The organism is Roseinatronobacter sp. NSM, from assembly GCF_052379845.1.
Taxonomy (GTDB): Bacteria; Pseudomonadota; Alphaproteobacteria; order Rhodobacterales; family Rhodobacteraceae; genus Roseinatronobacter.
Map to the genome: position 1 here is coordinate 20,887 of NZ_JBQTCF010000002.1, position 26,750 is coordinate 47,636.

Annotated in this window: 26 protein-coding genes; 13 read left to right on the forward strand and 13 right to left on the reverse strand. The window is 60.7% G+C overall.

Going from position 1 to position 26,750, the window contains the following annotated elements; all coding sequences use genetic code 11:
* The first annotated feature begins 258 nt into the window (after positions 1 to 258).
* The 6 genes from ACTZWY_RS01330 (at position 259) to ACTZWY_RS01355 (ending at position 6,072) form a co-directional block, all read left to right on the forward strand.
* Positions 259 to 1,614 (forward strand): MFS transporter, encoded by a 1,356-nt coding sequence (locus tag ACTZWY_RS01330; RefSeq protein WP_444788872.1) that lies wholly within the window; start codon positions 259 to 261, stop codon positions 1,612 to 1,614.
* On the forward strand, positions 1,596 to 2,480 hold the full coding sequence (mepA, locus tag ACTZWY_RS01335) for a penicillin-insensitive murein endopeptidase (protein WP_444788873.1): 885 nt from the start codon (positions 1,596 to 1,598) through the stop codon (positions 2,478 to 2,480). Before ACTZWY_RS01330 ends, mepA begins: the two co-directional genes overlap by 19 nt.
* A 97-nt stretch (positions 2,481 to 2,577) precedes the next feature.
* Entirely contained in the window at positions 2,578 to 3,213 is a 636-nt protein-coding gene (locus ACTZWY_RS01340; protein ID WP_444788874.1) for a queuosine precursor transporter, read from the forward strand.
* A gap of 261 nt (positions 3,214 to 3,474) precedes the next feature.
* Positions 3,475 to 3,891, forward strand: coding sequence for an alternative ribosome rescue aminoacyl-tRNA hydrolase ArfB (gene arfB, locus ACTZWY_RS01345; RefSeq protein ID WP_444788875.1), 417 nt, complete (start codon positions 3,475 to 3,477; stop codon positions 3,889 to 3,891).
* A gap of 72 nt (positions 3,892 to 3,963) precedes the next feature.
* Complete coding sequence (locus ACTZWY_RS01350) at positions 3,964 to 4,419, forward strand: NUDIX hydrolase (protein ID WP_444788876.1); 456 nt, start codon at positions 3,964 to 3,966, stop codon at positions 4,417 to 4,419.
* Positions 4,420 to 4,668: 249 nt separating this feature from the next.
* Complete coding sequence (locus ACTZWY_RS01355; RefSeq protein ID WP_444789037.1) at positions 4,669 to 6,072, forward strand: inorganic phosphate transporter; 1,404 nt, start codon at positions 4,669 to 4,671, stop codon at positions 6,070 to 6,072.
* Positions 6,073 to 6,087: 15 nt separating this feature from the next.
* On the opposite strand, the gene ACTZWY_RS01360 is transcribed toward ACTZWY_RS01355, so the two are convergent.
* The 5 genes from ACTZWY_RS01360 to ACTZWY_RS01380 form a co-directional block, all read right to left on the reverse strand.
* On the reverse strand, positions 6,088 to 6,861 hold the full coding sequence (locus ACTZWY_RS01360) for a FadR/GntR family transcriptional regulator (protein ID WP_444788877.1): 774 nt from the start codon (positions 6,859 to 6,861) through the stop codon (positions 6,088 to 6,090).
* A complete protein-coding gene (locus ACTZWY_RS01365; protein WP_444788878.1) occupies positions 6,830 to 7,783 on the reverse strand; it encodes an ABC transporter ATP-binding protein in 954 nt (317 codons plus the stop codon). The genes ACTZWY_RS01360 and ACTZWY_RS01365 overlap by 32 nt, the downstream gene beginning before the upstream one ends.
* Positions 7,780 to 9,642, reverse strand: coding sequence for a dipeptide/oligopeptide/nickel ABC transporter permease/ATP-binding protein (locus tag ACTZWY_RS01370; protein ID WP_444788879.1), 1,863 nt, complete (start codon positions 9,640 to 9,642; stop codon positions 7,780 to 7,782). Before ACTZWY_RS01370 ends, ACTZWY_RS01365 begins: the two co-directional genes overlap by 4 nt.
* Positions 9,639 to 10,586, reverse strand: a complete 948-nt coding sequence (locus tag ACTZWY_RS01375) for an ABC transporter permease (RefSeq protein ID WP_444788880.1) — start codon at positions 10,584 to 10,586, stop codon at positions 9,639 to 9,641. The genes ACTZWY_RS01370 and ACTZWY_RS01375 overlap by 4 nt, the downstream gene beginning before the upstream one ends.
* A 107-nt stretch (positions 10,587 to 10,693) precedes the next feature.
* Positions 10,694 to 12,271: an ABC transporter substrate-binding protein gene (locus ACTZWY_RS01380; protein ID WP_444788881.1), complete on the reverse strand. Its 1,578-nt coding sequence runs from the start codon at positions 12,269 to 12,271 to the stop codon at positions 10,694 to 10,696.
* 103 nt (positions 12,272 to 12,374) lie between these two features.
* On the opposite strand from ACTZWY_RS01380, the gene ACTZWY_RS01385 reads away from it, so the two are divergent.
* Positions 12,375 to 13,037 carry a DUF1028 domain-containing protein gene (locus ACTZWY_RS01385; RefSeq protein WP_444788882.1) on the forward strand — a complete coding sequence of 221 codons (663 nt, stop codon included), beginning with the start codon at positions 12,375 to 12,377 and terminating at the stop codon, positions 13,035 to 13,037.
* Complete coding sequence (locus ACTZWY_RS01390; protein ID WP_444788883.1) at positions 13,030 to 14,283, forward strand: M20 family metallo-hydrolase; 1,254 nt, start codon at positions 13,030 to 13,032, stop codon at positions 14,281 to 14,283. Before ACTZWY_RS01385 ends, ACTZWY_RS01390 begins: the two co-directional genes overlap by 8 nt.
* Positions 14,284 to 14,341: 58 nt before the next feature.
* On the opposite strand, the gene ACTZWY_RS01395 is transcribed toward ACTZWY_RS01390, so the two are convergent.
* Genes ACTZWY_RS01395 through ACTZWY_RS01410 form a run of 4 tightly spaced genes read right to left on the reverse strand, consistent with a single transcriptional unit; the run spans position 14,342 to position 17,030 of the window.
* Positions 14,342 to 15,334 (reverse strand): adenosine kinase, encoded by a 993-nt coding sequence (locus ACTZWY_RS01395; protein ID WP_444788884.1) that lies wholly within the window; start codon positions 15,332 to 15,334, stop codon positions 14,342 to 14,344.
* Positions 15,331 to 15,975: an endonuclease III gene (gene nth, locus ACTZWY_RS01400; protein WP_444788885.1), complete on the reverse strand. Its 645-nt coding sequence runs from the start codon at positions 15,973 to 15,975 to the stop codon at positions 15,331 to 15,333. The genes ACTZWY_RS01395 and nth overlap by 4 nt, the downstream gene beginning before the upstream one ends.
* Before the next feature lie 40 nt (positions 15,976 to 16,015).
* Complete coding sequence (locus tag ACTZWY_RS01405; RefSeq protein WP_444788886.1) at positions 16,016 to 16,822, reverse strand: tRNA1(Val) (adenine(37)-N6)-methyltransferase; 807 nt, start codon at positions 16,820 to 16,822, stop codon at positions 16,016 to 16,018.
* The gene (locus ACTZWY_RS01410; protein ID WP_444788887.1) at positions 16,815 to 17,030 is read right to left on the reverse strand and encodes a putative signal transducing protein; all 216 of its coding nucleotides are present in this window, start codon (positions 17,028 to 17,030) and stop codon (positions 16,815 to 16,817) included. Before ACTZWY_RS01410 ends, ACTZWY_RS01405 begins: the two co-directional genes overlap by 8 nt.
* 56 nt (positions 17,031 to 17,086) lie before the next feature.
* Here ACTZWY_RS01410 and ACTZWY_RS01415 point away from each other — a divergent pair, with 56 nt between their 5' ends.
* Complete coding sequence (locus ACTZWY_RS01415; protein ID WP_444788888.1) at positions 17,087 to 18,088, forward strand: polyprenyl synthetase family protein; 1,002 nt, start codon at positions 17,087 to 17,089, stop codon at positions 18,086 to 18,088.
* Here ACTZWY_RS01415 and ACTZWY_RS01420 read toward each other — a convergent pair.
* The 3 genes from ACTZWY_RS01420 to ACTZWY_RS01430 form a co-directional block, all read right to left on the reverse strand.
* Positions 18,081 to 18,926: a 4-(cytidine 5'-diphospho)-2-C-methyl-D-erythritol kinase gene (locus ACTZWY_RS01420; protein WP_444788889.1), complete on the reverse strand. Its 846-nt coding sequence runs from the start codon at positions 18,924 to 18,926 to the stop codon at positions 18,081 to 18,083. The genes ACTZWY_RS01415 and ACTZWY_RS01420 overlap by 8 nt on opposite strands.
* Positions 18,923 to 20,665, reverse strand: coding sequence for a tetratricopeptide repeat protein (locus ACTZWY_RS01425; protein WP_444788890.1), 1,743 nt, complete (start codon positions 20,663 to 20,665; stop codon positions 18,923 to 18,925). The genes ACTZWY_RS01420 and ACTZWY_RS01425 overlap by 4 nt, the downstream gene beginning before the upstream one ends.
* Positions 20,666 to 20,782: 117 nt before the next feature.
* A complete protein-coding gene (locus ACTZWY_RS01430) occupies positions 20,783 to 22,429 on the reverse strand; it encodes an electron transfer flavoprotein-ubiquinone oxidoreductase (RefSeq protein ID WP_444788891.1) in 1,647 nt (548 codons plus the stop codon).
* A 258-nt stretch (positions 22,430 to 22,687) separates the two neighbouring features.
* On the opposite strand from ACTZWY_RS01430, the gene greA reads away from it, so the two are divergent.
* From greA to ACTZWY_RS01450, 4 genes are all read left to right on the forward strand, one after another.
* Entirely contained in the window at positions 22,688 to 23,158 is a 471-nt protein-coding gene (gene greA / locus ACTZWY_RS01435; RefSeq protein ID WP_444788892.1) for a transcription elongation factor GreA, read from the forward strand.
* A gap of 4 nt (positions 23,159 to 23,162) precedes the next feature.
* Complete coding sequence (locus ACTZWY_RS01440) at positions 23,163 to 24,146, forward strand: hypothetical protein (protein ID WP_444788893.1); 984 nt, start codon at positions 23,163 to 23,165, stop codon at positions 24,144 to 24,146.
* Between the two features lie 148 nt (positions 24,147 to 24,294).
* On the forward strand, positions 24,295 to 25,002 hold the full coding sequence (locus tag ACTZWY_RS01445) for an AzlC family ABC transporter permease (protein ID WP_444788894.1): 708 nt from the start codon (positions 24,295 to 24,297) through the stop codon (positions 25,000 to 25,002).
* Positions 24,999 to 25,328 (forward strand): AzlD domain-containing protein, encoded by a 330-nt coding sequence (locus tag ACTZWY_RS01450; RefSeq protein ID WP_444788895.1) that lies wholly within the window; start codon positions 24,999 to 25,001, stop codon positions 25,326 to 25,328. The genes ACTZWY_RS01445 and ACTZWY_RS01450 overlap by 4 nt, the downstream gene beginning before the upstream one ends.
* On the opposite strand, the gene ACTZWY_RS01455 is transcribed toward ACTZWY_RS01450, so the two are convergent.
* Positions 25,299 to 26,732, reverse strand: coding sequence for an FAD-binding oxidoreductase (locus ACTZWY_RS01455; RefSeq protein ID WP_444788896.1), 1,434 nt, complete (start codon positions 26,730 to 26,732; stop codon positions 25,299 to 25,301). The genes ACTZWY_RS01450 and ACTZWY_RS01455 overlap by 30 nt on opposite strands.
* Between the last annotated feature and the right edge of the window lie 18 nt (positions 26,733 to 26,750).

Consider the following 26,750-nt stretch of genomic DNA (forward strand, 5'->3'; position numbering starts at 1 on the left):
TCGCATTTTCGTGCTTCATTGGGCAGGATCCTCCAGAACACTGGTGGCTTTGCCGTAGGGATTTGGCAAAAAGCGACACATCCGGCCCGCTAATGTCGCAAAAAGACCATAAGCAACTTGTGTTGTAAAGCTGCATTCACCAAATGCCGGTTTCAGGCAGGTGACATGCCCCCTGTCACGGCACTGCGCGCCACATAATCCGCTTGCCAGTCGGCAGCCAGCCTGCGTTAATTGCGCGGCACAAGTCAAAGGGGCCGCATGGACAGCGCGCGCAAACGTATCTGGGGATGGTGGGCCTTTGACTGGGCGAACCAGCCCTATAACACCTTGCTACTGACGTTCATTTTCGCGCCATATTTCGCCGCGTCTGTGGCCCCTGATCCAGTCAGCGGACAGGCCATGTGGGGCTGGATGCTGGCCATTTCGGGGGTATTGACCGCATTCTTTGCGCCTGTTCTTGGCGCGGTGGCCGATAACACGGGCCATAAACGCGCATGGATATCGCTGTGGTCGCTGCTGTATATTGTGGGCGCATTTGCGCTGTGGTGGGCCACACCGGCTGCCGGACAGGGCACCATTCTGGTGGTTCTGACAGCTTTTGCCATTGGGTTGGTGGGGCTGGAATATGGCATAGTCTTCACCAATTCGATTCTGCCAAGCCTTGGCCCGCGCGCGGAACTGGGGCGCATTTCGGGCACCGGCTGGGCCTTGGGGTATGTGGGGGGGCTGTTGTCGCTGGCGGTCATGCTGGCGCTGCTGGCGGAAAATGACGCGGGCGTAACCATGCTGGGGATCGCGCCGCTGTTCGGCCTGGACCCGGAATTGCGCGAAGGCACACGCGCCGTCGGTCCCTTCACGGCGCTTTGGTATATCGTCTTCGTCATCCCGTTCTTTTTGTGGGTCAGGGAACCCGCCACCCCGCCGAAAGCGGCGGGTGCCGTGGCGCGGGGCCTGACCCAGTTGAAGGCGACGTTGCGCACCCTGCCCACACGGCGCAGCCTGTTTGCCTATCTGGGGTCGTCCATGCTGTACCGGGATGCGCTGAACGGCATCTATGCCTTTGGGGGCATTTATGCGGCAGGCGTGCTGGAATGGACCATCATCCAGATTGGCGTTTTCGGCATTCTGGCGGCGGCAGTCGGTGCGGTGGCCTGCTGGTTCGGCGGCAAGCTGGATTCCCGCTTTGGCCCGAAACCCGTTATCATTGGCTGTATCGCGCTATTGATCATCGTGTGCATCATCATTGTGGGCACAGACCGCAGCATGGTCCTGTTCATGCCTGTTGATCCGGCATCAAACCTGCCCGATATCGTGTTCTACATCTGCGGCGGGCTGATTGGTGCAGGCGGGGGCACCCTTCAGGCCGCGTCGCGCACGATGCTGGTGCGGCAGGCCAACCCCGACCGCATGACCGAAGGGTTCGGGCTATATGCGTTGTCGGGCAAGGTGCTGTCCTTCATCGCGCCCGCCTTGATTGCGTTGGCCACCACTGTGACAGGCAACCAGCGGCTGGGGATCACGCCATTGATTGGACTGTTCCTGGTGGGGCTGGTGCTGCTAATCTGGGTCAACCCCAAAGGAGAGCCGGAATTCGAATGCGCGCCATCATCCTAGCCCTGTTCATTGCAGCCACCCCTATGGCCGCCATCGCACAAGCACTGGCCAACCAGATGTTTGGCGCACATGCCATGCCATCGCTGCAAACGCCCGAAGCCATCGGGTCCTATGCGAATGGCTGCGCGGCGGGGTTGGTGCGGCTGCCGGAAACGGGGCCGACATGGCAGGCCATGCGCCTGTCACGCAACCGCAACTGGGGGCACCCGGACGCGATTGCCTATGTGCAGGACCTGTCACGCAAGGCCGTGCAGATCGGTTGGCAGGGCCTGTATATAGGCGACATCAGCCAGCCGCGCGGCGGACCAATGACCTCCGGGCATGCCAGCCACCAGATTGGCCTTGATATCGACATATGGATGTTACCCCCCGCGCGCCTGAACCTGTCGCACAACGACCGCGAAACGCTAAGTTCGATTTCCGTGCGCACCGACGACCAGCGCAGCGTCAATTCCAACTGGACACCTGCGCATCATGCCTTGATGAAACACGCCGCACTTGATCCGCGCGTGGACCGCATTTTCGTGGCGGCTGCGGTCAAACTGGAAATGTGCAAAACCGCCACCCGCGCCGATACGCCCTGGCTACAGAAAATCCGGCCTGCGGTCGGGCATAACTATCATTTTCATGTGCGCCTGTCCTGCCCGCGCGGAAACCGCCATTGTGTGACGCAATCGCCCACGGTGGCCGAATTGTCCAATGGCGGCAATGGCTGCGATGAAACGCTGGACTGGTGGGTGACCGATTTCCTGAACCCGCCACGGCGTGAACGCACCGAACCACCCGCCCCGCGCGCGCGCCACCCGCGCGAATTCACCATGGCCGATTTGCCCGCCCAATGCCAGCAAGTGCTGGCCACACAATAAGCGCGCCAGACTTGCCTTTTCGCGCCAGTCTGGCTATCTGGCGCCATGCCGAATTCGGCACAAGTCTCCGCAACCTTGAAAAAACGGAATACACATCATGACCCGCGCCCACCTGCCCGGCATTATTGCCATGGCGGCGATTGTCGTCGCATCCAATATCCTTGTTCAATTCCTGTTCGGAAACTGGCTGACATGGGGGGCTTTCACCTACCCGCTGGCGTTTCTGGTCAATGACGTGATGAACCGCGTCTATGGCCCGCAGGCCGCGCGCCGCGTCGTCTGGGTGGGCTTTGCCGTGGGCGTTGCCTGTTCGCTGATCGGCACGCAAATTGTCGGCGAATATGGCCCGCTTGTCACATTGCGCATCGCGCTGGGGTCTGGCGTGGCGTTCCTGACCGCGCAACTGGTCGATGTGGCCATATTCGACCGCCTGCGCGAAGACAAACACGGTGGCCCATGGTGGCGCGCGCCGCTGGCATCCACACTTGTGGGGTCCACGCTGGACACTGCCTTATTTTTCAGCATCGCCTTCTCGGCCACATTGGCGTTTGTCGAGCCGGGCAATGATGTGTCATGGGCCGGTGAAATCCTGCCCATGCTGGGGTTTGGGCCTGAAATGCCGCTATGGGTAAGCCTGGCTGTCGCGGATTGGGGCGTAAAACTGGGGCTTGCGCTGCTGGCTTTGGTGCCCTTCCGGGTTATTGTCCGGAAAATATCGCAACCTGTCGCATAATTTCTTTTGACAAACACAAAATATGTGCCACCATCGCCGTAACAGCAACGCAACGAAAGGAGGTGGTCCAGTGTCTAGAGTGATGTTGGAGAGAGGTGCAAAGACAGTCAAAGGGGGCAAAACCTGACGGCAGCCCCGATGGGGACACCCTTTTGATTGGGCCAATGCTCTAACTTGGCTCCATCTCCTGAAGCTCGCTTAGGGCCGCCTTGTTTCGGGCGGCCCTTTCGATTTACCGTTGGTTTGCGAACAGTTACGCCCATGCGCATCAATGACGACATCACCTTGCAGGATTGGGAACTGACCGAATCCTTCACCCGCGCATCAGGGCCGGGGGGGCAGAATGTGAACAAGGTGTCCACCGCCGTAGAACTGCGGTTCGAGGCCGAACGCAGCCCAAACCTGCCCGCCCCTGTAAAAGCCCGCCTGAAGCGGTTGGCAGGGCGTCGCTGGACGCAGGACGGCGCGCTTGTTTTGCGCGTGGAAGACACACGGTCGCAGGCCCGCAACCGCGAAATCGCGCGCACCAGGCTGGCTGACCTGATCTGTCAGGCAGCAACCCGCCCAAAACCCCGCATCAGCACACGCCCGACACTGGCCAGCAAACGCCGCCGCCTTGAAAGCAAGGCCCACCGCGCCGATATCAAAGCCCTGCGCAGCGCGCCCAAACCGGACTGACCCCAAATATTGGGCATTTCTTCATAGTTGGGTCATACTCTACCGCCATTAATCAAGACAGGAATCGCCTTCGTGAACGCCGTTGCCATGTCCAGAACATTGTTGAACCTGATTGCAGATCAGGTGCGCCCTGCTTTTGTGCAGGCCGCGGCATTATGCCTGCGCGACGGTCCCACCGGGCCAGAGGTGCTGTTGGTCCGCACATTGCGATTGCGCCAGTGGGTCATTCCGAAGGGCTGGCCAATGAAAGGCAAATCGCTGGCCCAAGCCGCCGCCATCGAAGCATGGGAAGAAGCCGGGGTGCGCGGCATTGTGTCTGACGACCCGATCGGGGCGTTCACCTACACGAAAATCAAGAAAAGCGGCCTTCCCGTGACCTGCCGCGCGCAAGTCTACCGGCTGGATGTGCTTGAGACGGCGGACACCTATCCCGAAGCGCGCAAACGTCACCGCCAATGGTTTCCCGTCGCCCAAGCGGCTGACATTGTGCGCGATCCAGAAGTGCAGGCCCTGTTACAAAAACTGTAACCCCTGCCCTGTCCCGTCACCGGAAGGCACCACGCAGAAGGCATATACGCACAGCAAAAACGCCGGTTCCGCCATTTTGCAACATGCCAAGATCAAGCGGCTTGGGGTTGCGATGCAGGTTGTCGCGCGACACGAATCCTGATACCGCGCCGCATGTCATAAATTCGTTACAAACGGGTGTTCACGGTGTCCAACCTTTCGGAAAAATCCTGGAAGACGCTCAACAAGGATCTGGCGCGGCTTTCGGCGATGGAACGCGCGATGGCCTATTCCGCGCGCCCGCTGGTGGCACCGGGCCTTGCGCTGGCCTTCATGGTGGTGACCGGGCTTGCCGTGGCGGCCTTCATCGGGTTTGAACCGCTGGGCCTGATCGTCATCGCAGCCGCCATCATCGGGGCCTATATGGCAATCAATATCGGCGCCAATGACGTGGCCAACAATATGGGGCCATCCGTCGGCGCGCGCGCGCTGACCATCGGAACCGCGCTGATCGTTGCCGCAATCTGCGAAACCGCAGGCGCGCTGATTGCGGGGGGCGATGTGGTCAACACTGTATCGCGCGGGATTATCGCGCCCGAATCCGTTGCTGAAACGCAAGTGTTCATCTGGGCCATGATGGCCGCACTTCTTGCGGGCGCACTGTGGATCAACCTTGCAACATGGATCGGTGCGCCAGTTTCGACCACACATTCCATCGTTGGCGGCGTCATGGGGGCAGGGATCGCAGCAGCGGGCTTTGCGGCTGTAAACTGGCCCACCATGGCGCGCATCGCGGCCAGCTGGGTCATCTCGCCCGTTCTTGGCGGGGTATTCGCAGCGGTTTTTCTGGCCATCATCAAATCGCGCATCATCTATCGCCCTGACATGATTCAGGCGGCGCGCTATTGGGTGCCTATATTGATTGGCATCATGGGCGGGTGTTTCACCACCTATCTGGCGCTGAAAGGCGTAAACAAGATCGTCAAGATTGACTTCGGAACCGCCTTGGCCATTGGGCTTGTCTTTGGCACCGCGCTGACATTCGCCATGCGCCCTGTGATACGCCGCCAAAGCGAAGGTATGGAAAACCGCAAGAAGTCACTGAAGGTTCTGTTCAATATTCCCCTGATTTTTTCTGCCGCGCTGTTGTCATTTGCGCATGGGGCAAATGATGTGGCGAATGCAATCGGGCCTGTCGCCGCAATTGTGCACGCTGTGCAGGATGGGGGCGCATCGGACAATGTGGGCATTCCGCTTTGGGTCATGCTGATTGGGGGGATTGGCCTGTCTGTGGGACTGTTGCTGTTCGGACCAAAGCTTATCAACCTTGTCGGGAATGAAATTACCCGCCTGAACGCGATGCGGGCCTATTGCGTGTCCCTGTCTGCTGCCATCACAGTCATCTTCGCATCATGGCTGGGCCTGCCGGTCAGTTCCACACATATTGCGATTGGCGCGATATTCGGGGTGGGGTTCTTTCGGGAATGGTATCATGAACGCGTGCTGAACGAACGCCGCGTGGACGTCACGACCCCGCCAGAAGTGCGCAAACGCAAGAAAGTTGTGCGCCGCGCGCATTTCCTGACCATTCTGGCCGCATGGATTGTGACAGTGCCTTCCGCTGCAGTGCTGTCAGCAGGGCTGTTCTATCTGATGAACCTGATCACCTATTAAGCGCTGATGCCGAAGCTAAAGTATGTCCATTTCGGGCAGAAACCGTTGGGTCAATTCGGCTTCTTGCAGGCACATCAACCTGTGTGCCCCGCGCATGTGTTCGCGCAATATCTGGCGTGCGGCATCGGCATCGCCACAGCGCAACGCGGCAATAAGGCGTGACTGATACGCGATACCTGACGCCCAAAGTTCGCGGTTGGGCTGCGCATACAGCCTGCGCGACACAGTCACATCAGCCAGCATGTTTGCGGTGAACTTGATCAGGAAACGCAACAGCCGATTATCCGACATTTCGGCCAGAAGCGCATGAAACCGCAAGGATGCTATGTGTTGCTCGCGTTCTTCTTCGGCATCGCGCGCGGGGTCAGCATAGGATTGCATGACCGCTTCCAGCGCGGCAAGCTGGTGTTCGTCCAGTTTACCGGCAAGCGAGGCCGCAAGTTCGGGTTCCAGCGCCTCTCGTATCTGGTAAATGTCATCAATCGAAAGCTGTGCAAAGTAAAAATAGTTCCCCAGCAGGGCAGTTGCCCGTTCTTCCGACACCTGATGCACGAAAACGCCCCCCCCCGGCCCCGTGCGCGATTTGACCAGCCCCTGCGCTTCCAATATGCGCACGGCTTCGCGGATTGTGCCCTTGGCCATGCCGAAACGGTCTATCATTTCCGACTCCGACGGCAGGCGGTCACCGGGTTGCCAGCCGTTTTCCATGACCCATTGCTTGATCGCGTCTGCAACCTGTTGTGGCCGTGACAATCGTTCAGTGCGCGATGGGGTGATGGCAGGCGGCAAACTGATCTCCTTGCACGGCCCGCAATTGGGGCGTGTTGCGGTGGCACATATCGGACGCGCGCGAACACCGCCCCGCAAAGGCGCAGCCCGCAGGCGGGTTCAGCGGGTCGGGCAATTCGCCCGACTGCGCGCCCCCCAACGGACGGCCCACCACAGGCGCCGAGTCCGCAAGAAGCTTGGTATAGGGATGGCGCGGCGCTGCAAAGACCTTTTCGGCGGGGCCAGTTTCAACCACCGACCCGAAATAGAGAACAGCAATCCGGTCGCTGACGGCTTCGACCACCGCCAGATCGTGGCTTATGAACAGATAGGTCAGGTTGAATTCGGCCTTCAGGTCCGCCAACAGGTTCAGAACCTGCGCCTGCACCGACACATCCAGCGCCGACACAGGTTCATCCAGAATAAGAATACGCGGGCTTGCGGCAAGGGCGCGCGCAATCCCGATACGCTGCGCCTGCCCGCCGGAAAATTCATGCGGATAGCGCGTCAGGAATTCGGGGCGCAGGTTCACCGCATCAAATAATTCCGCAATCCGCGCATCCAGCGCGCGCCCCTTCATTGCGTGCAATTGGCGCAAGGGCGCTTCCATGATCTGCGCGATGGTCTTGCGCGGGTTCAGGCTGGAAACGGGGTCTTGAAACACATACTGGATCAACCGGCCAAAGGCAGCCGGATCGGCCCGGTCCAGCGCGCGGCCCTCAATCTCTATGCTGCCCGATGTTGCAGGGGTTAACCCGACCAGCATACGCGCCAGCGTTGATTTCCCGCACCCGGATTCGCCCACAATGCCCAGCGTTTCGCCCTGACGCACCTGCAGCGATACGGGATGCACCGCATGGACCTGCGCGCGGGGCGGGCCAATCAGGCGCTTGCCAATGTCAAATGTCTTGGCAAGGTTCGTGGTTTTCAGCGCAAGCGTCATACTGCCCCCTCCGGGAACAGGCAGCGCACCTGCCGCACGCCCCCTGTCAAGTCAATCTCGCCCATGCGGCAGGCGTCTTGCGCCTTCTCGCAGCGCGGTGCAAAGGCACATCCTGCGGGCAGGTCATCCACCGCAGGCGGCAGGCCGGGAATAGCCGCCAGCACCCGCCGCCCGCCGCCCAGTTCGGGCACGCAGGCAATCAACCGGCGGGTATAGGGGTGGGCAGGCGCGGCCAGCACAGCCGCCGTTGGTCCAGTCTCGACAATGCGCCCACCATACATGACGGCCACACGGTCGCATAACTGGCCAACCACACCAAAATCATGGGTGATAAACAGGATTGCCAGCCCCCGGTCGCGTCGCAAATCCGACAGCAGCGCCAGAATTTGCGCCTGCACCGTGACATCCAGCGCAGTGGTGGGTTCATCCGCGATGATGATGTCAGGGTCATTGGCCAGCGCCATGGCAATACCAACACGCTGGCGCATCCCGCCCGACAGCTCATGCGGATAGGCCCGCACCCGCGCCGCAGCGTTTGGAATGCGCACATCTTCCAGCAATTTGACCGCGCGTTCATGCGCTTGTGCATAGCTGACAGGTTCATGCACGCGGATGGCCTCGATCAACTGCTCGCCAATGCAGTATAACGGATGCAAAGTCGAAAGCGGGTCCTGGAAAATATACGCCACCTTGCGCCCGCGCAACGACCGCAACACCTCATAGGGTGCCCCGATCAGGTCTTGCCCTTCCAGCCGCACCGCGCCCCCCGTGATCACACCGGGCGGAGATGCCACAAGCCCCATAACCGACAGCGCCGTGACCGATTTTCCCGAACCACTCTCACCAATAAGCCCCAGACATTCGCCCGGCTGCAGGTCCAGCGAAACCCTGTTCACCGCTTTGTAGATGCGCGGGCCAACATGAAATTGCGTTTCCAGATCATCAATGCGCAACAGTCCCTCGCCCTTTGGCAATGCGGTTTCACGCCGGTCTACCCGCGTTGTGGCCATGGGCCGCGCCAATGCACCAGACCGCAGACGCGGGTCCAGCGCATCCCGAATACCGTCGCCCAACAGGTTGACTGACATGACAATCAACAAGATCATCGCCCCCGGCACAATGGATGTATGCGGCGCGGTAATCAGCGCCGAACGCCCCTCGCCCAGCATGGACCCCAAATCCGCCTGCGGCGGCTGGCTGCCAAGCCCCAAAAACGACAGGCCCGCCGTCTCAAGGATCATCCAGCCAATGGTCGTGGACATGGCAATCACCACCACCGGCACAATATTGGGAACCACCTCGGTCAGAATAATGCGGGCATGACCCATCCCCGCCAGCCGCGCGGCATCAATGAATTCCCGGTGCGCAATGCCCACGCTCACACCCCGGATATTGCGCGCGAAAAACGGGATATTGACCACCGCAACCGCAATCAGCGCGTTCAGCAACCCCGGCCCCAGCACGGCGACAATCGCCAGCGCCAGCAGGATATAGGGAAACGCCATCAGCATATCGACACCGCGCATCGTCACATTATCCGTGCGCCCGCCAAAATAACCCGCCATCACCCCAATCGCGGCCCCCACCAGCCCGGCCACCAATGCAGCGGCAAACCCCACAGCCAGCGACAGCCGCGTGCCCCACATCAGCCGCGACAGCAAATCGCGGCCCAGATGATCGGTGCCCAGCAAATGCCCCTCAGACAAGGGACGCAAGAACCGGTTGGCCGTGTTGGTTTCATTGGGCGCAGGCAGCGGCAAAACAGGCGTCAGAACCGCAAGCACGACAATAACGCCCAGCACAACCGCCCCAAACCCCGCCAGTTTGTTGCGAAACAGCAGCCGCAGGAACACCCTCATGTCCGGATCCTCGGGTCCAGAAGGCTTTGTGCCACATCCACCACAATGTTGAACCCCACATAACAGGCCGCGACGAAAACGACGCCCCCCTGCACCAGCAAAATGTCACGCTTCAAAATCGCATCAACCAGCATCCGCCCCACGCCGGGCCATTGAAACACCATTTCGATATACACTGCCCCCGACAGCACAAACCCCGCCTGAATGCCCAGCACCGGAATAATACTCACCATCGCGGCGCGCAGGGCATGGCCCCAGATCACGCGGCGCTCATGCACGCCCTTGGCACGCGCGGTGCGAATGAAATCCTGCCGCAGCACTTCCAGCATCGCAGCGCGCGACAGCCGCGCAATCACACCTGTGGCCACGACCGACAACGCCAGCGCAGGCATGGTCAAATGCCGGATCAGGTCAGGCACATCCCCCCCGCCCCAGATCGAATACATCCCCGACACGGGCAACCAGCGCAATTGCACCGCAAACAGCAAAATCATCATCATCCCCAGGAAAAACGATGGCACCGAAATACCAAGGATCACCACAAAGGTAATTGCCTTGTCCGCCAGCCCATATTGCCGCGCCGCCGACACCACCCCTGCCAGAATGCCCAAAGCCGAACACAGCACAAACGCCGTGCCCGCCAGAATCAGCGTGGCGGAAAACCGGTCCAGAATTTCATCCAGAACTGGACGGTTCAGCGCAAAGGATCGCCCGAAATCGCCCTGCAACAAGTTCCCCAGCCAGATGAAATACTGCCGCCATAATGGCTCGTCCAATCCCAGATGCCGGTTCAGCCGCTCCACATTTTCGGGCGTCGCATATGACCCAAGAATCGCTGTCGCTGGGTCGCCCGGTATCATCGCCATGATCAGAAAGACGATGACGGTAATGCCCAACAACACCGGAATCGCTGATAACAGCCGCGTCAGGATATATCCCCCCATGGCGCTGGTCCCTTCCCTCTTTCATTCTGGTTCAAATATCCTCAGGGGGGTGAATTGGGCCACATGGCCCAAGAGGGGGGCGCGAGCGCCCCCCTGCCTTCTCCACCTCAGTTCTTGACCACATCTTTCAGCAACAGGAAGAACGAAGGCTCCAGCTGGAAATTCTCCACCGCAGATGATGTTACCGCGTTCTGCTTCCAGTTTGCCACGAAAACCCAGGGTGCGTCCTCCTGAACAATGACCTGCATCTCACGATACAGGCGCGCGCGTTCATCGACATCGGTTTCTACGCGGGCCGCTTCCAGCAGGGCATCGACTTCGGGGTTGGAATAATACCCCGAATTGAACCCGCCCGCTTCCGGCCAGGCATCCGTGCGCAGGGCCAGGAATGGCAGCGTGTCGGGGTCATTTGTCATCCAGGCCATCTGTGCCATGTCGGCCTTGCCTTCCAGACCGGGGTTCACGCGGCCCAGGAATGTGTTCCATTCATAGGTTTCAATCGTCACATCGAACCCCACAGCCGCCAGATCAGCCTGAATGGCGGTGCCCATGGGGATGGGGTCCAGCATGCCTGACCCGCCTTCGGTCACATAGAATGTGACACTTGCCCCGTCTGCCCCGGCCTCGGCCAGCAATGCGCGCGCGCGTTCGGGGTCATAGGGGTAGGGTTCCAGCGCGTCATTATACGCCCATGCAAAGGCGGGCGGGGTTGGCCCTGCGGCAATCTCGGCGGTGCCTTCCAACACGTCATTGACCAGCGCTGCCTTGTTGATGGCGTAATTCGCCGCCTGACGCACGCGCTTATCGGCAAATGGCCCCTCTTTGGCGTTCAGAATCAGGAACCACACATGCGGGCCAGCCTGTTCCACCAGATCATAGGCATCGCCCTGAAATTGCGACAGCGCCACAGGCGGCACTTCAACCATCATATCGATCCCGCCGGACAGCATTTCGGCCACGCGGGTATTGGCATCGGTAATGGGCCGGAAAATCACCGCTTCGGGGGCTGCGACCCCGTCCCAATAGGCGTCATTACGGGTGACGACCACACGTTCGTTTGATCGCCATTCGGCAAAGCGGAACGGGCCTGTGCCCGACGGGTTGCGCCCGAAATCGTCGCCATGGTCCATCACGGCAGCGGGCGACACAATCAGCCCGGTCGGATAGGCCAGGTTCGACAGAAACGGCGCATAGGGTTCGTTCAGGGTGAAGCGCACTGTGCTGGCGTCCAGCGCCTCAACGGTTTCTACCGCACTGAAGAAGAACGACAGCGGGAAGGGGCCGGTGCCATGATAGGGGTGATCTTCATTCAGCATGCGCTCAAAGTTCCAGACCACGGCATCGGCATCGAATGCACTGCCATCGTGGAAGGTGACACCCTCGCGCAGGGTGAAGGTATAGACAGTGCCATCCTCGGAAATTTCCCAGGCTTCGGCCAGGGCAGGTTCCACTTCCAGCGTGCCGGACGCATAGCGCACCAACCCGTCATAGACATTCATCAGAATGCGAAAATCATTGACAGCCGTCACCGCATGCGGGTCCAGCGCTTGCGGTTCGGCAATCTGGCCCACGACCAGAACGCCGGGGGGTGTTTGCGCGGCGGCTGGTGCCACCAGCGCGGATGACGCCATAAGGGCCGCTATCAACACGCCGAATCCGCGACGGGTGAAGGATGAATTTGCCATATCCGGCACTCCCTGTTGTGATGATTATTCCTGCCATTTATCATGATAATTTGATTTCGTCAAAATTTTCATGATAAATAGGCGCAACGAAAGGAACATGGCCATGACATTCTCGATTCTAGCGCAGGATTTAAGCACTGGCGCGATGGGGGGCGCAGCGGCGACAGGCGCGCTTTGCGTCGGTGGCTGGGTCTTGCGCGGGGACACACGCGCCGGAATGTCCGCATCCCAGGGCGCGGCCCCGTCCACCATGTGGGGCGAAGATGTGCTGGAGCTGATGCGCGCAGGAACGTCAGCCTCATCGGCGGTTGCAGAGGTGACTGGCCGCGATGGCGGGCGGCAGTGGCGGCAACTGGCCGCGCTGGACCGTGACGGCGGCACTGGCTGGCACACGGGCGCGCGGAATACCGCATGGTGTGGCGCCATGGGGGAAACCGGGCTTGTGGTGTCGGGCAACCTGCTGGCGGGCCCGCAGGTTCTGGACGCCTTGCGCCGCGCCTTTACCGACACCACGGGCACATTCGCAGACCGCCTGCTGGCCGCACTGCGCGCCGCTGAAACTGCGGGGGGGGACACGCGCGGCCTTCAATCTGCGGCGCTTCTGGTGCTGTCGGACGATGCGCCCCCGCTGAACCTGCGCATTGACTGGGCCGACGATCCCGTAACGGCCTTGTATGACCTGCACCGCCGCAGCCAAAGCGGGGCCTATGCGCAATGGCTGCCCTTCGTGCCCACCCGCAACAACCCGGAGCGCGGCCATGACTGACACGGATTGGGGCACCCTAGCCCAAGACTGGCTGGACCGGCTGGCCGCCTGTTCGGAACCCGGCCCCGGTGTCACGCGGTTGCCCTTTACGGCCCAACACCGCGCCGCGCTGGATATATTGCGCAAAATGATGGAAGGCGCAGGGCTGTCGGTGCATCTGGATGCAGCGGGCACCCTGATTGGCCGCTTGGAAGGACCGGATGGCGCGCCGACCCTGCTGATGGGGTCACATCAGGACTCGGTGCGCGAAGGTGGGGCCTATGACGGCATCATGGGTGTTGTGCTGCCGGTGCTGGCGCTGATGAAACTGCGCCGAAATGGCGTTGCCCTGCCCTTTGCCATCGAAGTGCTGGCGTTTGCAGATGAAGAAGGTGTGCGCTTCCCCACGGCCCTGATGGGGCCGCGCGCGCTGGCGGGCACCTTCGACATGGCCGCGCTGGACCTGTGCGACCAGCGCGGAATCAGCCTGCGTCGCGCGATGCAGGATTTCGGCCTGAACCCTGATGCGCTGCCGGGCCTGAAACGTGACCCGTCGCACTGTCTGGGCTGGATCGAATGCCATCTGGAACAGGGGCCGGTTCTGGAACAGGCAGGGCAATCGCTGGGCATTGTCTCGGGCATTTGCGGGATTGAACGGCACAGCGTCACACTGACGGGCCGGGCGGCACATGCGGGCACGGTGCCAATGGCCCTGCGGCGTGACGCACTGGCCGGTGCCGCCGAACTGGTCCTTGCTGTTGAAGCGGTCGCGCGCCAGTCAGATGGCGTGCTGGCCACAGTGGGCCATGTTCAAACGCACCCCAATGTTGTAAACGCGGTGCCGGGGGCTGTGGCGCTGAGTGTGGAAATTCGCGCGCCGCAGGACGACACCCGCGCAACTGCGCGCACCCGGATCGAACGCGCGGCACAGCAGATCGCCGCTGGGCGCGGACTGGACCTGGACATGCGCCGCAGCTATGCGCAAGCTGCCACACCTTGCGCGCCGGCCATGACCGGCATGTTGCGCAAGGCGGTGCAACACCATGGGCGTGACGGGCTGGTGCTGGCATCAGGGGCCACGCATGACACATCGGCTATGGCCGACCTGTGCGCGGTGGGCATGATTTTCACGGCCTGTCGCGGCGGGGTCAGTCACCACCCCGACGAATTTGTGTCCGCGCAGGCCATGGGGCATGCCGTCACGGCACTGGCCACCATGCTGGCGCAACTGGACATCGGCCAATTGCGCCAGTCGCAGGCCCGTTAACGTGTTGTTTTGCGCATTTTCGAACCGAAAGAACCTATCAGCTTTTTCTGAAAATGCGTTACGCCACCAACCCCGCGCGCCTGAAGGCGGCGCGCAAATCGGTTTTCGGGCGCGCGCCGATATGGCCGATAACCTCGGCGGCGGCAATGCAGCCCATGCGCCCAGCCGTTTCCATATCGCGCCCCGTGGCCAGACCATACAGGAACCCCGCTGCGAACTGGTCGCCCGCGCCGGTCGCGTCAACCGGGGTGACCGTTGCAACCGGAATTTCAACCCGTGTGCCATTTTGGATAATCACCACCGGGTCACCAGACCGCGTGCACACCAATAGCGGGCAGTCGCGTCCTGCTTGCGCCAGCGCATCATCCAGATCATTGGCCTGATACAGCGACACCCATTCCTGTTCATTGCCCAGAACGAAATCCATCTCGCCAGCCACAAGGGCGCGAAAATCTTCGCGGTGGCGGTCCACGCAAAACGGGTCCGACAGCGCGATACCGGCCTTGCCACCTGCTGCGCGACAGGCGCGTGCCGCTTTCAGAAACGCGTCCTTGCCTTTGTCCTTGTCGAACAGATACCCTTCCAGAAACACGATATCACTGTCAGCAATAACCGTTTCATCCACATCCTCGGGGCCGAATTCGGACGAAATACCCAAATAGGTGTTCATAGACCGCTCGCCATCTGGCGTTACAAAAATCATGCAGCGCGATGTCGGCAATTCGCCGCCCGCCACCGGCGCATTGACAAAGCGCGTGCCCATCGCGGCGGCGTCCTGTGCGTAGAACTGGCCCAGTTCATCAGCGTTCACCCGCCCCAGAAACGCGGATTTCAGCCCCAGTTTGCCCGCCCCCGCCAATGTATTGGCAACGGACCCGCCAGACGCCTGCGCGCGGTCCTTCATGGTTTCAAACAAGGCTTCCGCGCGGTCGCGGTCCACAAGCTGCATGATGCCCTTGTGAATATCCATCCGGTCCAGATACCTGTCATCCACTGTGGAAATCACGTCAACAATCGCATTGCCAATACCGGCAATCTGGTAGGTTTTCATAGGGTCTTTTCCTCAAATTGGCACAAATCGCGGATCAGGCAGGTGGCACACGCAGGTTTGCGGGCCTTACAGATGTAGCGCCCGTGCAGAATTAGCCAGTGATGGGCATGAAGCTGATAGGGGGCGGGAATGTGATCTTCAATCGCGCGTTCAACGGCGGTCACATCGCGCCCCGGGCAAATGCCGGTGCGGTTGCCCACGCGGAAGATATGCGTATCCACCGCCTGCGCGGGCATGCGCCACCACATGTTCAGAACGACATTTGCGGTCTTGCGCCCCACACCGGGCAGCGATTGCAGCGCCGCGCGGCTGGAGGGCACTTCGCCGCCATACTCATCGACCAGAATGCGGCTAAGTTTGATGACATTCTTGGCCTTGTTGCGAAACAGGCCGATGGTCTTGATATGCGCGATCAGCCCTTCCTCGCCAAGGGCCAGCATCTTTTCAGGCGTATCGGCAATCTGGAACAGGGCGCGTGTGGCCTTGTTGACGCCCACATCCGTGGCCTGTGCCGAAAGTGCCACCGCTACAACAAGGGTGTAGACATTGACATGTTCCAATTCCCCCTTCGGTTCGGGGTCGGCGGCGTGAAAGCGGCGGAATATCTCGTTTATGGTGTTGTAATCAAGCTGGCGTGTCATAAGCTTTTCTATGCAATGCGGCGGCCGCCGGGGCAAGCAGTTAGCGAATGTCCCGTGAACGCGACATGTTCCAGCCCCGCGCCATTGCGGCCATATCCAAAGCGTGGGCGTCGCGCATCAGGGCGCGCACGGCATCCGTGAAATGCTCGCCATCACCGGGATGGGTGTCCCCCTGATGAATGACCAGCGGCGGCAGCAATACAAACGGCGCGCGCCCGCCCTTGCGGGCCTGCACAATAACGCGGCGCGCAGGCCGTTTTGCCCGCGCGGCCAATGGCAGCACAATGACCGAAGCGCGCGTCATGATCCCCGATAGCAGTTCTGGCAGGCGTTCGGTCAGGTGGATGAAACTGACATGGCCACCATCACGAACCCTGCGCAGGGCCACGTCCACCCATGCCGCCAGCGGCGTTTCCTCGCGCAGGGCGCGGTCGCGGCCAGCATCGCGCGCAGACGGGCCATGTGCGGCGTAATAGGGCGGGTTCGCAATGACATGGTCAAACCGCTGGTCGCGTAATTGCGGGGGCAAGGCCGTCAAATCCGCGTCCCAAACTGTCATATCAACGCTATTTTCCAACGCATTGCGGCGTGCCAGCGCGGCATAGGGGGCCTGCACTTCAACGCCTGTCAACTGCAGCCCCTGCACACGCGCGCCCAGACACAGCGACGCCACACCCGCCCCGCAGCCCAGTTCCAGAACCGATTGCCCCGCGCGGGCCGGAATACTGGCCGCAAGAAACACAGGGTCGGTCGCGGCGCGATAGCCATTGCGCGGCTGGCGCACCATGACACGCCCGTTCAGGAACGCATCCTGCGTCAGGGTGTCATCCGTGAAATGTTCAGTCATGCAGCGGCACACCGTTTTCGCGCAACACGGAGACAGCCATGAAGTGATCCTCGCGCCGCACCATCAACCGTCGCGGCATCATGCCCAGTGTGGATTCTAATGTGTGCATATGGACGTCGATATCGAACACCTCTATACCTTCGCCCTGAAGCAGGGCGGTGGCAAAGGGAATGATCGTCGGGTCAGTCGTGCGCAACAGCTCTTTCATGCAACCACCCTATTTGCCAAAAGGCAAACTTGTCGAGACAGGACACAGCAATATCAATGGATACGCAGCACCTCAGCCGGGCACCACATGATCTTCTGGCGGAGTATCTACGCGATGATCTGCTTGAAGTGAACCGGATTATCCGCGAACGCATGGCATCGGAACATGCGCCGCGCATTCCCGAAGTGACCGCCCATCTGATCGAAGCAGGCGGCAAACGCATTCGCCCCATGCTGGTTCTGGCGGCAAGTCATCTGTGCGGGTATCAGGGGCCGTATCACCACCATCTGGCCGCCACGGTTGAATTCATCCACACGGCCACCTTGCTGCACGATGATGTGGTGGATGAAAGTGCGCAACGCCGCGGGCGGGCCACAGCAAACCTGTTATGGGACAACAAATCATCTGTTCTGGTGGGGGATTACCTGTTTGCGCGCGCCTTCCAGTTGATGGTTGAATGCGGGTCAATGCGGGTTCTGGACATTCTGGCGAATGCGTCGGCCACCATTGCCGAAGGCGAAGTGCTGCAACTGACCACCGCGCAGAATATCGACACGACCGAAGATCAGTATCTGCGCGTGATCCGTGGTAAAACCGCCGCGCTGTTTTCTGCCGCGACCGAGGCCGGCGCCGTTATTGCTGCGGCCCCTGATGCGCAGGTTCAGGCATTGGTCACCTATGGCGATGCGCTTGGCATCTGCTTCCAGATTGTCGATGATTATCTGGATTATGGCGGCGCAGGGGCAGGCATTGGAAAAAACATCGGGGATGATTTCCGCGAAGGCAAGGTCACGCTGCCAGTCATTCGCGCCATTGCGGCTGCTGATGATGCAGAACGCGCTTTCTGGGCGCGCACCATCGGCAAGCGCGATCAGAAGGACGGTGATCTGGATCATGCGCTTGACCTGCTGGCCAGACATGGCGCGATGCACGCCACCCGCGCGCAGGCGCTGGCATGGTCACAACGTGCCAAGAACGCCCTGGCACCGCTGCCCGATCACCCTTTGCGGCAAATGCTGAATGATCTGGCCGATTACGTTGTGGCGCGCGTCAACTGACAGGGGCTGCGGGGCGAATGCCTGTTGCAGTGACCCACCATTCTGGGTGCAGGGATTGAACGCGCGTTGCGGCAGCCTGTGCCGCCATTTCAGTGGCAAACATGCCAAAACAGGTGGCGCCCGACCCTGACATACGCGCCAGCGCGCAATCTTGCTGCGCATCCAGCACCCGCAGCACCTGCGAAATGACCGGGGCAAGGGCACGCGCGGGCGCTTCCAGATCATTGCGTTGCGCGCGTAACCAAGCGATCAGGGACGCGGTGTCAGGCCATGCAGGCAAGGTGTCGGTCATGGCACGGCCATCGGCACGGGCCAAGGCGCGGAACACCTGCGGGGTGGACACATGCACCCGCGGATTGACCAGAACCAGCCAGAAGGGGGGCAAGGGCGGCAGCGGCGTCAGCCCTTCGCCAACACCGCGCATGCGACACGGGGTTCCCGCCAGACAAACCGGCACATCCGCGCCCAGCGCCAGGATATCCGCCATGGGCGGCAAGGGCCGGCCCGTGACCCGTGCCAGCAGTCGCAACGCGGCCGCGGCATCTGCCGACCCGCCGCCAATACCGGACGCGACGGGAAGAACCTTGTGCAGATGCAGGCCAATGTCTTGCGCGCCCATCAGATGCGCAGCGCGGGTGACCAGATTGTCCGGCCCTGCGGACAGCCCCACCCCTTCGGGGCCAGATATTTCAAGCCCTGCAGGGGCGGCGGTGTCCAGCATGTCACCGCTATCGGTGAACACCACCAGCGAATCCAGCAGGTGATACCCGTCCTTACGCCTGCCAGTCACATGCAAGGACAGATTCACCTTGGCGGGCGCATGTTCCTGTGCGGTCATTCCGCGCGGGCACCCAGCGCGGGCGCGCCTTCCTCGGTCAGGACCACGTCCAGCCCGACATCCAGCTTGCGGCGCACGCGATCCAGATCAAGATCGGGGTGCGGTGCAAAGGAAATGGCGCGACTCCATTGAAAGCGCGCCTCCCGGTGGCGGCCCACGGCCCAATATACGTCCCCAAGATGGTCATTCAGGATGGCGTCATTCGGGGTCAGTTCAACGGCACGTTCCATCACTGGCACGGCATCTTCATAGCGGCCCAACCGAAACAAGGCCCAGCCCAGACTGTCGACAATATACCCGCTGTCGGGTTCCCCGTCGACGGCGCGTTCTATCATATCCAGCGCTTCATCAAGGTTACGCTGCTGTTCGACCAGCGAATAGCCAAGATAGTTCAGCACTTGGGGTTCATCCGGCACAAATTCCAGCACGCGGCGGAATTCCGTTTCCGCACTGTCCCAATCCCCCATGCGTTCCAGCGAGATTGCGCGCGTATACAGCAACACCCAATGGCGTTCCTCAACTTCGTCGATCAGGTCGATGGCGCGGGTATATGCGGCAGCCGCCTCCTCGAAGCGTTCTTGGCGGCGCAGCATATCGCCAAGGGTGCTATAGGCCATGACAGAGGCAGGCGCCCCCTCCACCAGCCCTTCCAGCCAGTCGATTGCAGCATCGGTATCGCCTGCGCGGAACAGGGCATTCGCCTTGCCAAGCTGCGCATTCAGGAATTGCGGGTCATCTTCGGGCATCTGGTCGTAAACCTGCTGCGCCAGGTCATATTGCCCCACCTGTTCCAATAACTCGCCCGCCAGCAATATGGCGTCAGGGTGGTCCGGGCGCAGGGCCAGCGCCAGCCGCGTATACACCAGCGGCAGCCAGTCGCCCTGTTCGCCCAGCAACGCAGACGCAAGCAGCAAATACGTTTCTGCCATGCCATCGCGCGCAGACCGCACTGTAGTAAAGGGCACGGGCTGGCCGTCGGACAGGGACGCAACAACACGGGCCACATCCCCTTCCGGGGTTGCGCCGAACATGCTTTCGGCCAGTTCCAGCGCCTCATCAAACCGGCCAAGCTGGGACAGAATGGTGATATGCGCTACAATGCCCCGCCGTGTCAGACTAACTGGTCCGTCAACCTCGCCGGTTAGCAGGGCGCTTGCGGCTTCCATGTCGCCGACATAGGCAAGGGCCAGCGCCTTGTGATACACAGCAAACGGGGCCAGGTCTGGCGTGTCGCTGATGATGTCATCGAACGCGGCGCGCGCTTCGGACATGCTGCCTTTGCCAAGATAGGCCCATGCCGTGCCCAATGCATCGGTCAGGGGGCCAGTCTGTCGGCCCTGTTCTGTTGCGGCCAAACTGGCATCAAAGGCTTCGCGCAGGAATTCATCCGCCTGAAGGATGATTGCGGCAATCTGGCTGCCTGCCCCTTGGGCATGTGCCTGTGCGGCCAAAGTGGCGGCGCGTTCGAAATAACCGCTTAGCAAATACCCCTGCATTGCCAGTTCACGAAACACATCATTGCCGGGGTCCAACTGCAAGGCACGGTCATAATTCAGCGCCATTTGCATGAAATTGTCAGACGACACCGCAACGCGCCCCGACATATACGCCCCTGCCAACCCATACGGCAGATTTTGCACATCAAGGTTTGAAAACGCTGCAGGTTGCGCCATCACAGGCGGGGCCGCCAGAAGGGCAAGAATTCTTATAGTGGTCGCCAGATGGCGGAAACTGGACACGGGGCGCACACTCCGTCTGTTTTGCGGTTGTGCCAAGACTAGTGTTCCGCCCCGCCCGTGGCAATCACCCATGCGGGAAAAAGCCCCCGATGCACAGAATCGTCAAACACTTACCCGTCACATATTCGGATAATTCGGCCCATCCCCGCCCTGCGGCGTGACCCAATGGATATTCTGGCTGGGGTCCTTGATGTCACATGTCTTGCAATGCACACAATTCTGGAAGTTGATGACAAAGCGCGGGTCCTTGCCTTCCTCCTGCACCACCTCATAGACACCGGCAGGGCAATAGCGCTGCGCAGGTTCGGCATATTTGGGCAGGTTGACACTGATGGGAACCGACGCATCCTTCAGTGTCAGGTGCGCTGGCTGGCTTTCTTCATGGTTGGTGAAACTGAAGGCCACATTGGTCAGGCGGTCAAAACTGATCTTGCCATCAGGTTTGGGGTAATCGATGGGGCTGTGGTCCTTGGCCAGTCCAGTGGCGGCGGCGTCGGTTTTGCCATGTGCCATTGTGCCAAACAACGAAAAGCCCAGCGTGTTGGTCCACATGTCCAGCCCACCCAGCTTCAACGATGGCAACAAGCCCCAGCGTGACCACATGGGTTTGACATTGCGCACTTTCCACAGGTCGCGCCCCACAGGCCCTGTGCGCAACTCGGTTTCATAGGCGGTCAGCTCATCGCCTTCGCGGCCCGCCGCGATGGCGTCAACCGCGGCTTCTGCGGCGGCCTTGCCCGACAGCATGGCGTTATGGTTGCCCTTGATGCGCGGCACATTGACCAACCCCGCCGAACAGCCCAGCAACGCGCCGCCCGGAAACACCACCTTCGGGATGGACTGATAGCCCCCTTCCGAAATGGCACGCGCGCCATAAGCCACACGTTTGCCGCCCTTCAACAACTCCGCCACCATGGGGTGATGCTTGAAGCGCTGGAATTCCTGATAGGGTGACAAATAGGGGTTGGCATAGTTCAGATGGACCACAAAGCCCACATAGACCTGGTTGTTGTCCAGATGGTAAATGAAACTGCCACCGCCGGCATTGCCGCCCAGCGGCCAGCCCATGGTGTGGGTGACGGTGCCTTCGCGGTGCTTCTCTGGGTCAATTTCCCAGATTTCCTTCATGCCAAGGCCGAATTTCTGCGGTTCGTGGCCCTTGGACAATTCGTATTTCGCCATCACTTCCTTGGACAGCGACCCACGCACCCCTTCTGACAGGAAGACGTATTTACCGTGTAACTCCATGCCCGGTTCATACCCGTCGCCGGGGGTCCCATCGGGGTTCTTGCCAAATTCGCCCGCGACCACACCCTTGACGCGCGCGCCGTCATAGACCAGCTCCGAACAGGCCATGCCGGGGAAAATCTCAACGCCCAGTTCCTCGGCCTGTTCGGCCATCCAGCGGCAGACATTGGCCATGGACACAATGTAATTGCCATGGTTGTTCATCAAGGGTGGCATGGGCCAGTTGGGCACGCGAATTTGCCCCGCCTCGCCCAGCATGTAGAAATTGTCCTGCCGCACCGGCACCGTGACCGGGGCACCACGGTCCTTCCAATCCGGAATCAGCGCATCAAGTCCGCACGGGTCCAGCACTGCGCCCGAAAGGATATGCGCGCCCACCTCGGACCCTTTTTCCAGCACAACAACATTCAGATCTGCATCAAGCTGCTTCAACCGGATCGCGGCAGACAAGCCCGCAGGCCCCGCCCCCACGATCACGACATCATATTCCATGGTTTCGCGTATCATCCCGGTCATGGTGGCTCCTGTTATTGCGCATGGCTTGGCATGTGGGACATAATCTGTCGCAGTTGACCTATCGCAGGTGCGGCCATGGGGTCAATGCAAACGCGGCGTCGAATTCGCGGGAAACGGCCTGTTCGCGCAACCGAAAGCAGACAGCGCAATGTCATTGTGCTTGCAATCTGCCCAAGCCTGCGTTCTGATGGTGCGACTTCTCTGGACGGCCCCGGCCTTTGCCGCGGGCGGTCTTTTACATTATAATGGTGACGTGACATGGAAAAACTGCCCCTCACCCGCGCTGGTCAAAAACTGCTGGACACAGAACTGCGTCAACTCAAGTCGCAGGACCGGCCAGCCATCATCAAGGCCATCGCAGAGGCACGCGAACACGGCGATTTGTCCGAGAACGCAGAATACCACGCAGCCCGCGAAAAACAAAGCTTCGTTGAAGGACGCATCAAGGAACTGGAAGCGATTCTGTCACGCGCAGATGTGATCGACACGTCCAAACTGTCGGGGTCCATCAAGTTCGGCGCGCACGTCAAATTGCTGGACGAAGACACAGACGAAGAGCGCAGCTACCAAATCGTCGGAGAGGCAGAGGCCGATCTGGAAAAGGGCCTGCTCAACATCAAATCGCCCCTTGCCCGCGCCCTGATCGGCAAGGACGAAGGCGACAGCGTCGATGTGCGCACCCCGGGCGGCACGAAAAGCTATGAAATCCTGGAAATAAAGTTCCGCTAGCGCCATGGCTCGCGCGCCCGCCCCGCCTGACAACCCCGAAACGCCGCGCCATACGGTGATGGTATCGCGCGGCATCGTGCTGGTCGCACTGGGCGCAATCTGGCTTCTGGCAGCGCTGGGGTTTGCTGTGCTGATGGGGTTGGGCACTATGGACCATACAACCCTCGGCCTTATCGCGGCGGCGCTTTTCATCGCCGCTACCCTTGTTTCCGGCGCGATGTATCTGGCAACACTCGCGGCAGACCTGCGCCGCGAAACAGTGCACTTGCAGCATCTTTGCGATGAAATGCAGCGCGTTATTTCCGAACACAAGCGCGACACCCTGCCCCTGTCACCGGTTGCACAAAGCCGTATTGACGCGCTGTCCAGCGCACAGGAACAAACCGACTCCCGCCTGACGCTGTTCTTTTCCCATCGCGCCCGCGACCGTGCGGCCACCACAGCGGCAGCGCTCACTGCAGATGACGCGCAACCGGCCCTTGCCTTGGGGGACACATCCCCATCCGCGCCCGACGCGCCCACCCCCTCCGACCTGATCCGCGCCCTGCATTTCCCCGAAGATGAAAACGATACCGAAGGGTTCAACGCCCTGCGCAAGGCCCTGAACGACACGCGCTGCGCAGCGCTGATCCGGTGCGCGCAGGACGTTCTGACACGCCTTGCACAGGACGGCATCTATATGGACGACCTGCGCCCTGATCGCGCACGCCCTGAATTCTGGCGCGCTTTCGCCACGGGCGCGCGCGGCGCACTGATTGCGCCCCTGGGGGGCATTCGGGACCGGTCCTGCCTGGCCCTCACTTCGGGGCGCATGCGCAATGATGTCGACTTCAAGCAAGCCGCACATCTGTTCCTGCGCGAATTCGACAAGGTCTTCGCCGAATTCGAAAAACAGGCTGACGACGCCCAGATCGCCGCAATGGCCGATACGCGCACAGCACGGGCATTCATGCTTCTGGGGCGCGTCAGCGGGGTCTTTTCGCGCTAGGGCGGCTTGCAACACCTTTTGCCGCAGTTTAACACTTCTGAACAGATGAACTAAATTCCGGTTTCATCTTGCCTCAAATACTCATCTTGCAATCAGTTCGTGTCGCCAGACCAGATTGCCGACACACTGACAGGACAGCGGCACAGCCATGACTTTTTCGCGCGACTACTGGCACGGCTTCAGGGACGGCACGCCCTTCATCCTTCTGATTGTCCCTTTTGGCGCGGTGTTTGGCATTGTTGCCACCGAAGCAGGCCTGAACATCGCCCAGACAATGGGCTTTTCAGTTCTGGTGATCGCAGGTGCCGCACAGTTCGTGGCGCTTCAGATGATGCTGGAAAACGCGCCTGTGTTGATCGTCCTTGCCGCATCGCTTGCGGTCAATCTGCGCATGGCCATGTATTCTGCATCGCTTGCGCCCCATTTGGGCCCAATCAGCTGGTGGCGGCGCAGCGTCGTTGCATATTTCATGATCGATCAATCCTATGCCGCCTCGATCCTGAAATACGAACAGAAACCGGACATGTCGCATGCACAGAAATTTGCATATTACATGGGCGTTGCGACGCCCATCTGCCCGGCATGGTATATCGCAACATGGGCAGGGGCTACATTGGGCACGGCAGTGCCCGCTGGTTTGCCCATCGATTTTGTGGTGCCTATCACCTTTCTGGCGCTGATTGTGCCGATGTTACGCTCGTTGGCCCATGTGATCGCTGCGCTGGTATCGATTGTGGGCGTGCTGGTTTTCAGCTTTCTGCCATTCAACCTTGGGCTTCTGGTCGCGGCAGTGCTGGCCATGATGGCAGGGGCCGAAGTGGAACGCCGCATGGCGCGCACACGGGCCCCGTCATGAGTTTCACGACCACACAGATATGGAGTGTCATTGTCGGTCTGGGGCTTGGGTCTTATTTGCTGCGCCTGTCATTTCTGGGCATTATCGGCAACCGGGATCTGCCGGAATGGCTGTTGCGGCATTTGCGCCACACGGCCGTCGCCATCATGCCGGGCATGATCACGCCCCTGATCCTGTTCCCGCAAGCAGCGGGCGGCACATTGGACCCGGTGCGCATGATCGCCGCGCTTGCGACGGTTGCCATCAGCTTCTGGACGAAAAGCGCGGTTCTGACCATTTTTGGCGGTGCGGCGGTTCTATTCGCGCTGCATTTCGGCATCGGCTAGCACAGCACCGGGGTTCATGATTCCCTTTGGGTCCAATGCACGCTTTATGGCACGCATCGCGGCCAGTTTGACGGGATCGCCGTATTTTTCCAGATCTCCGGTTTTCAGCCGCCCGATTCCGTGTTCCGCACTGACCGACCCGCCCATCGCATGCACCAGATCATGCACACAGGCCTTGATACTGTCGCGCTGGTGTTCGTGCTCGGCACGGGTATGACCGTCTGCGGGAAAGACATTGTAATGCAGATTGCCATCGCCCAGATGGCCAAAACAATTCACCCTGTATGTGTCAATACCTGCCAGCGCAGGGCCAGCGCGGTCAATGAATTCGGGCACTGCGGACAAAGGCAGCGAAATATCATGGCTGGACACCGCGCCGATATGGCGGTTCGCTTCTGGAATGGATTCGCGCAAGTTCCAGAATTCGGCGCGCTGCCCCATATTCTGGGCAATCACCCCGTCACTGACCAAACCTGCCTCCAGCGCGTCGGCAAACAGGTCTTCCAGCGCCGCTGCAGGGTCAATCCCGTCAGGCAGGCCAAGATCGATCAGCACCATCCATTGCGGCGGCGTTACGAAGGGCTGGCGCACCTGCGGCATGGTCCGGGCCAGAAAATCCAGCCCCATGCCACCAATCAATTCAAACGCAGATATCCCTTCGGCCAGTCGTGCCTGGGCTAGTGCCAGAAGCGACAGGGCGGCTTCCGGGTCAGGCACCACCATGAAGGCCGCGCCCTGACGTGCAGGGCGCGCAAACAGGCGCAGACTGGCCGCAGTGATAACACCAAGCGTCCCTTCAGATCCGATCATCAGATTGCGCAGGTCATACCCGGTATTGTCCTTGCGCAAACGCTTCAGCCCGTTCCAGATGCGGCCATCGGGCATCACAACTTCCAACCCCAGCACCAGATCGCGCGCATTGCCATACCGCAGCACATTCACGCCGCCCGCATTCGTGGCCAACAGCCCCCCCACCTGCGCAGACCCCTCCGAGGCAAGCGACAACGGAAACACCCGCCCGATATCTTCCGCGGCCTTCTGCACATCGGCCAATATCGCGCCCGCTTCGGCAATCACCACATTCTCGCTGGGGTGAATGGACCGGATGCTGTTCATCCGCTCCAGCGACAGAACCAGCGGCACAACACCACCCGAAGCGACCTGCCCCCCCACAAGCCCCGTGCCCCCGCCATAGGGCACCACTGCTACCCCCGCGTCATTGGCGGCGCGCAAAATGACAGCGACCTCCTGCACATTGCGCGGACAGGCAATCGCGCCCGCCTGCCCCTGCCAACGCCCACGCGGTTCTTCAAGAAAGCGCAGTTCGGTGCTGCGCAATGTGCCTTGCGGCAGGTCTGCTGCCAGCCGGTCCAGAAATGTTCTGTCACAGGGAAACAGGGTCATCAGCGTCCTTCCTTACAA

Excerpts from the sequence above, each read along its gene's own strand:
- ACTZWY_RS01440 (WP_444788893.1), top strand. The coding sequence starts at position 23,163 with ATGGCTCGCGCGCCCGCCCCGCCTGACAACCCCGAAACGCCGCGCCAT.
- nth (WP_444788885.1), bottom strand. The coding sequence starts at position 15,975 with ATGACACGCCAGCTTGATTACAACACCATAAACGAGATATTCCGCCGC.
- ACTZWY_RS01445 (WP_444788894.1), top strand. The coding sequence starts at position 24,295 with ATGACTTTTTCGCGCGACTACTGGCACGGCTTCAGGGACGGCACGCCC.
- ACTZWY_RS01430 (WP_444788891.1), bottom strand. The coding sequence starts at position 22,429 with ATGACCGGGATGATACGCGAAACCATGGAATATGATGTCGTGATCGTG.
- ACTZWY_RS01390 (WP_444788883.1), top strand. The coding sequence starts at position 13,030 with ATGACTGACACGGATTGGGGCACCCTAGCCCAAGACTGGCTGGACCGG.
- ACTZWY_RS01405 (WP_444788886.1), bottom strand. The coding sequence starts at position 16,822 with ATGACTGAACATTTCACGGATGACACCCTGACGCAGGATGCGTTCCTG.
- ACTZWY_RS01455 (WP_444788896.1), bottom strand. The coding sequence starts at position 26,732 with ATGACCCTGTTTCCCTGTGACAGAACATTTCTGGACCGGCTGGCAGCA.
- ACTZWY_RS01365 (WP_444788878.1), bottom strand. The coding sequence starts at position 7,783 with ATGACGCTTGCGCTGAAAACCACGAACCTTGCCAAGACATTTGACATT.
- ACTZWY_RS01450 (WP_444788895.1), top strand. The coding sequence starts at position 24,999 with ATGAGTTTCACGACCACACAGATATGGAGTGTCATTGTCGGTCTGGGG.
- ACTZWY_RS01340 (WP_444788874.1), top strand. The coding sequence starts at position 2,578 with ATGACCCGCGCCCACCTGCCCGGCATTATTGCCATGGCGGCGATTGTC.
- arfB (WP_444788875.1), top strand. The coding sequence starts at position 3,475 with ATGCGCATCAATGACGACATCACCTTGCAGGATTGGGAACTGACCGAA.
- mepA (WP_444788873.1), top strand. The coding sequence starts at position 1,596 with ATGCGCGCCATCATCCTAGCCCTGTTCATTGCAGCCACCCCTATGGCC.
- ACTZWY_RS01355 (WP_444789037.1), top strand. The coding sequence starts at position 4,669 with ATGGAACGCGCGATGGCCTATTCCGCGCGCCCGCTGGTGGCACCGGGC.
- greA (WP_444788892.1), top strand. The coding sequence starts at position 22,688 with ATGGAAAAACTGCCCCTCACCCGCGCTGGTCAAAAACTGCTGGACACA.
- ACTZWY_RS01375 (WP_444788880.1), bottom strand. The coding sequence starts at position 10,586 with ATGGGGGGATATATCCTGACGCGGCTGTTATCAGCGATTCCGGTGTTG.
- ACTZWY_RS01385 (WP_444788882.1), top strand. The coding sequence starts at position 12,375 with ATGACATTCTCGATTCTAGCGCAGGATTTAAGCACTGGCGCGATGGGG.
- ACTZWY_RS01395 (WP_444788884.1), bottom strand. The coding sequence starts at position 15,334 with ATGAAAACCTACCAGATTGCCGGTATTGGCAATGCGATTGTTGACGTG.
- ACTZWY_RS01330 (WP_444788872.1), top strand. The coding sequence starts at position 259 with ATGGACAGCGCGCGCAAACGTATCTGGGGATGGTGGGCCTTTGACTGG.
- ACTZWY_RS01370 (WP_444788879.1), bottom strand. The coding sequence starts at position 9,642 with ATGAGGGTGTTCCTGCGGCTGCTGTTTCGCAACAAACTGGCGGGGTTT.
- ACTZWY_RS01420 (WP_444788889.1), bottom strand. The coding sequence starts at position 18,926 with ATGACCGCACAGGAACATGCGCCCGCCAAGGTGAATCTGTCCTTGCAT.
- ACTZWY_RS01415 (WP_444788888.1), top strand. The coding sequence starts at position 17,087 with ATGGATACGCAGCACCTCAGCCGGGCACCACATGATCTTCTGGCGGAG.
- ACTZWY_RS01410 (WP_444788887.1), bottom strand. The coding sequence starts at position 17,030 with ATGAAAGAGCTGTTGCGCACGACTGACCCGACGATCATTCCCTTTGCC.
- ACTZWY_RS01380 (WP_444788881.1), bottom strand. The coding sequence starts at position 12,271 with ATGGCAAATTCATCCTTCACCCGTCGCGGATTCGGCGTGTTGATAGCG.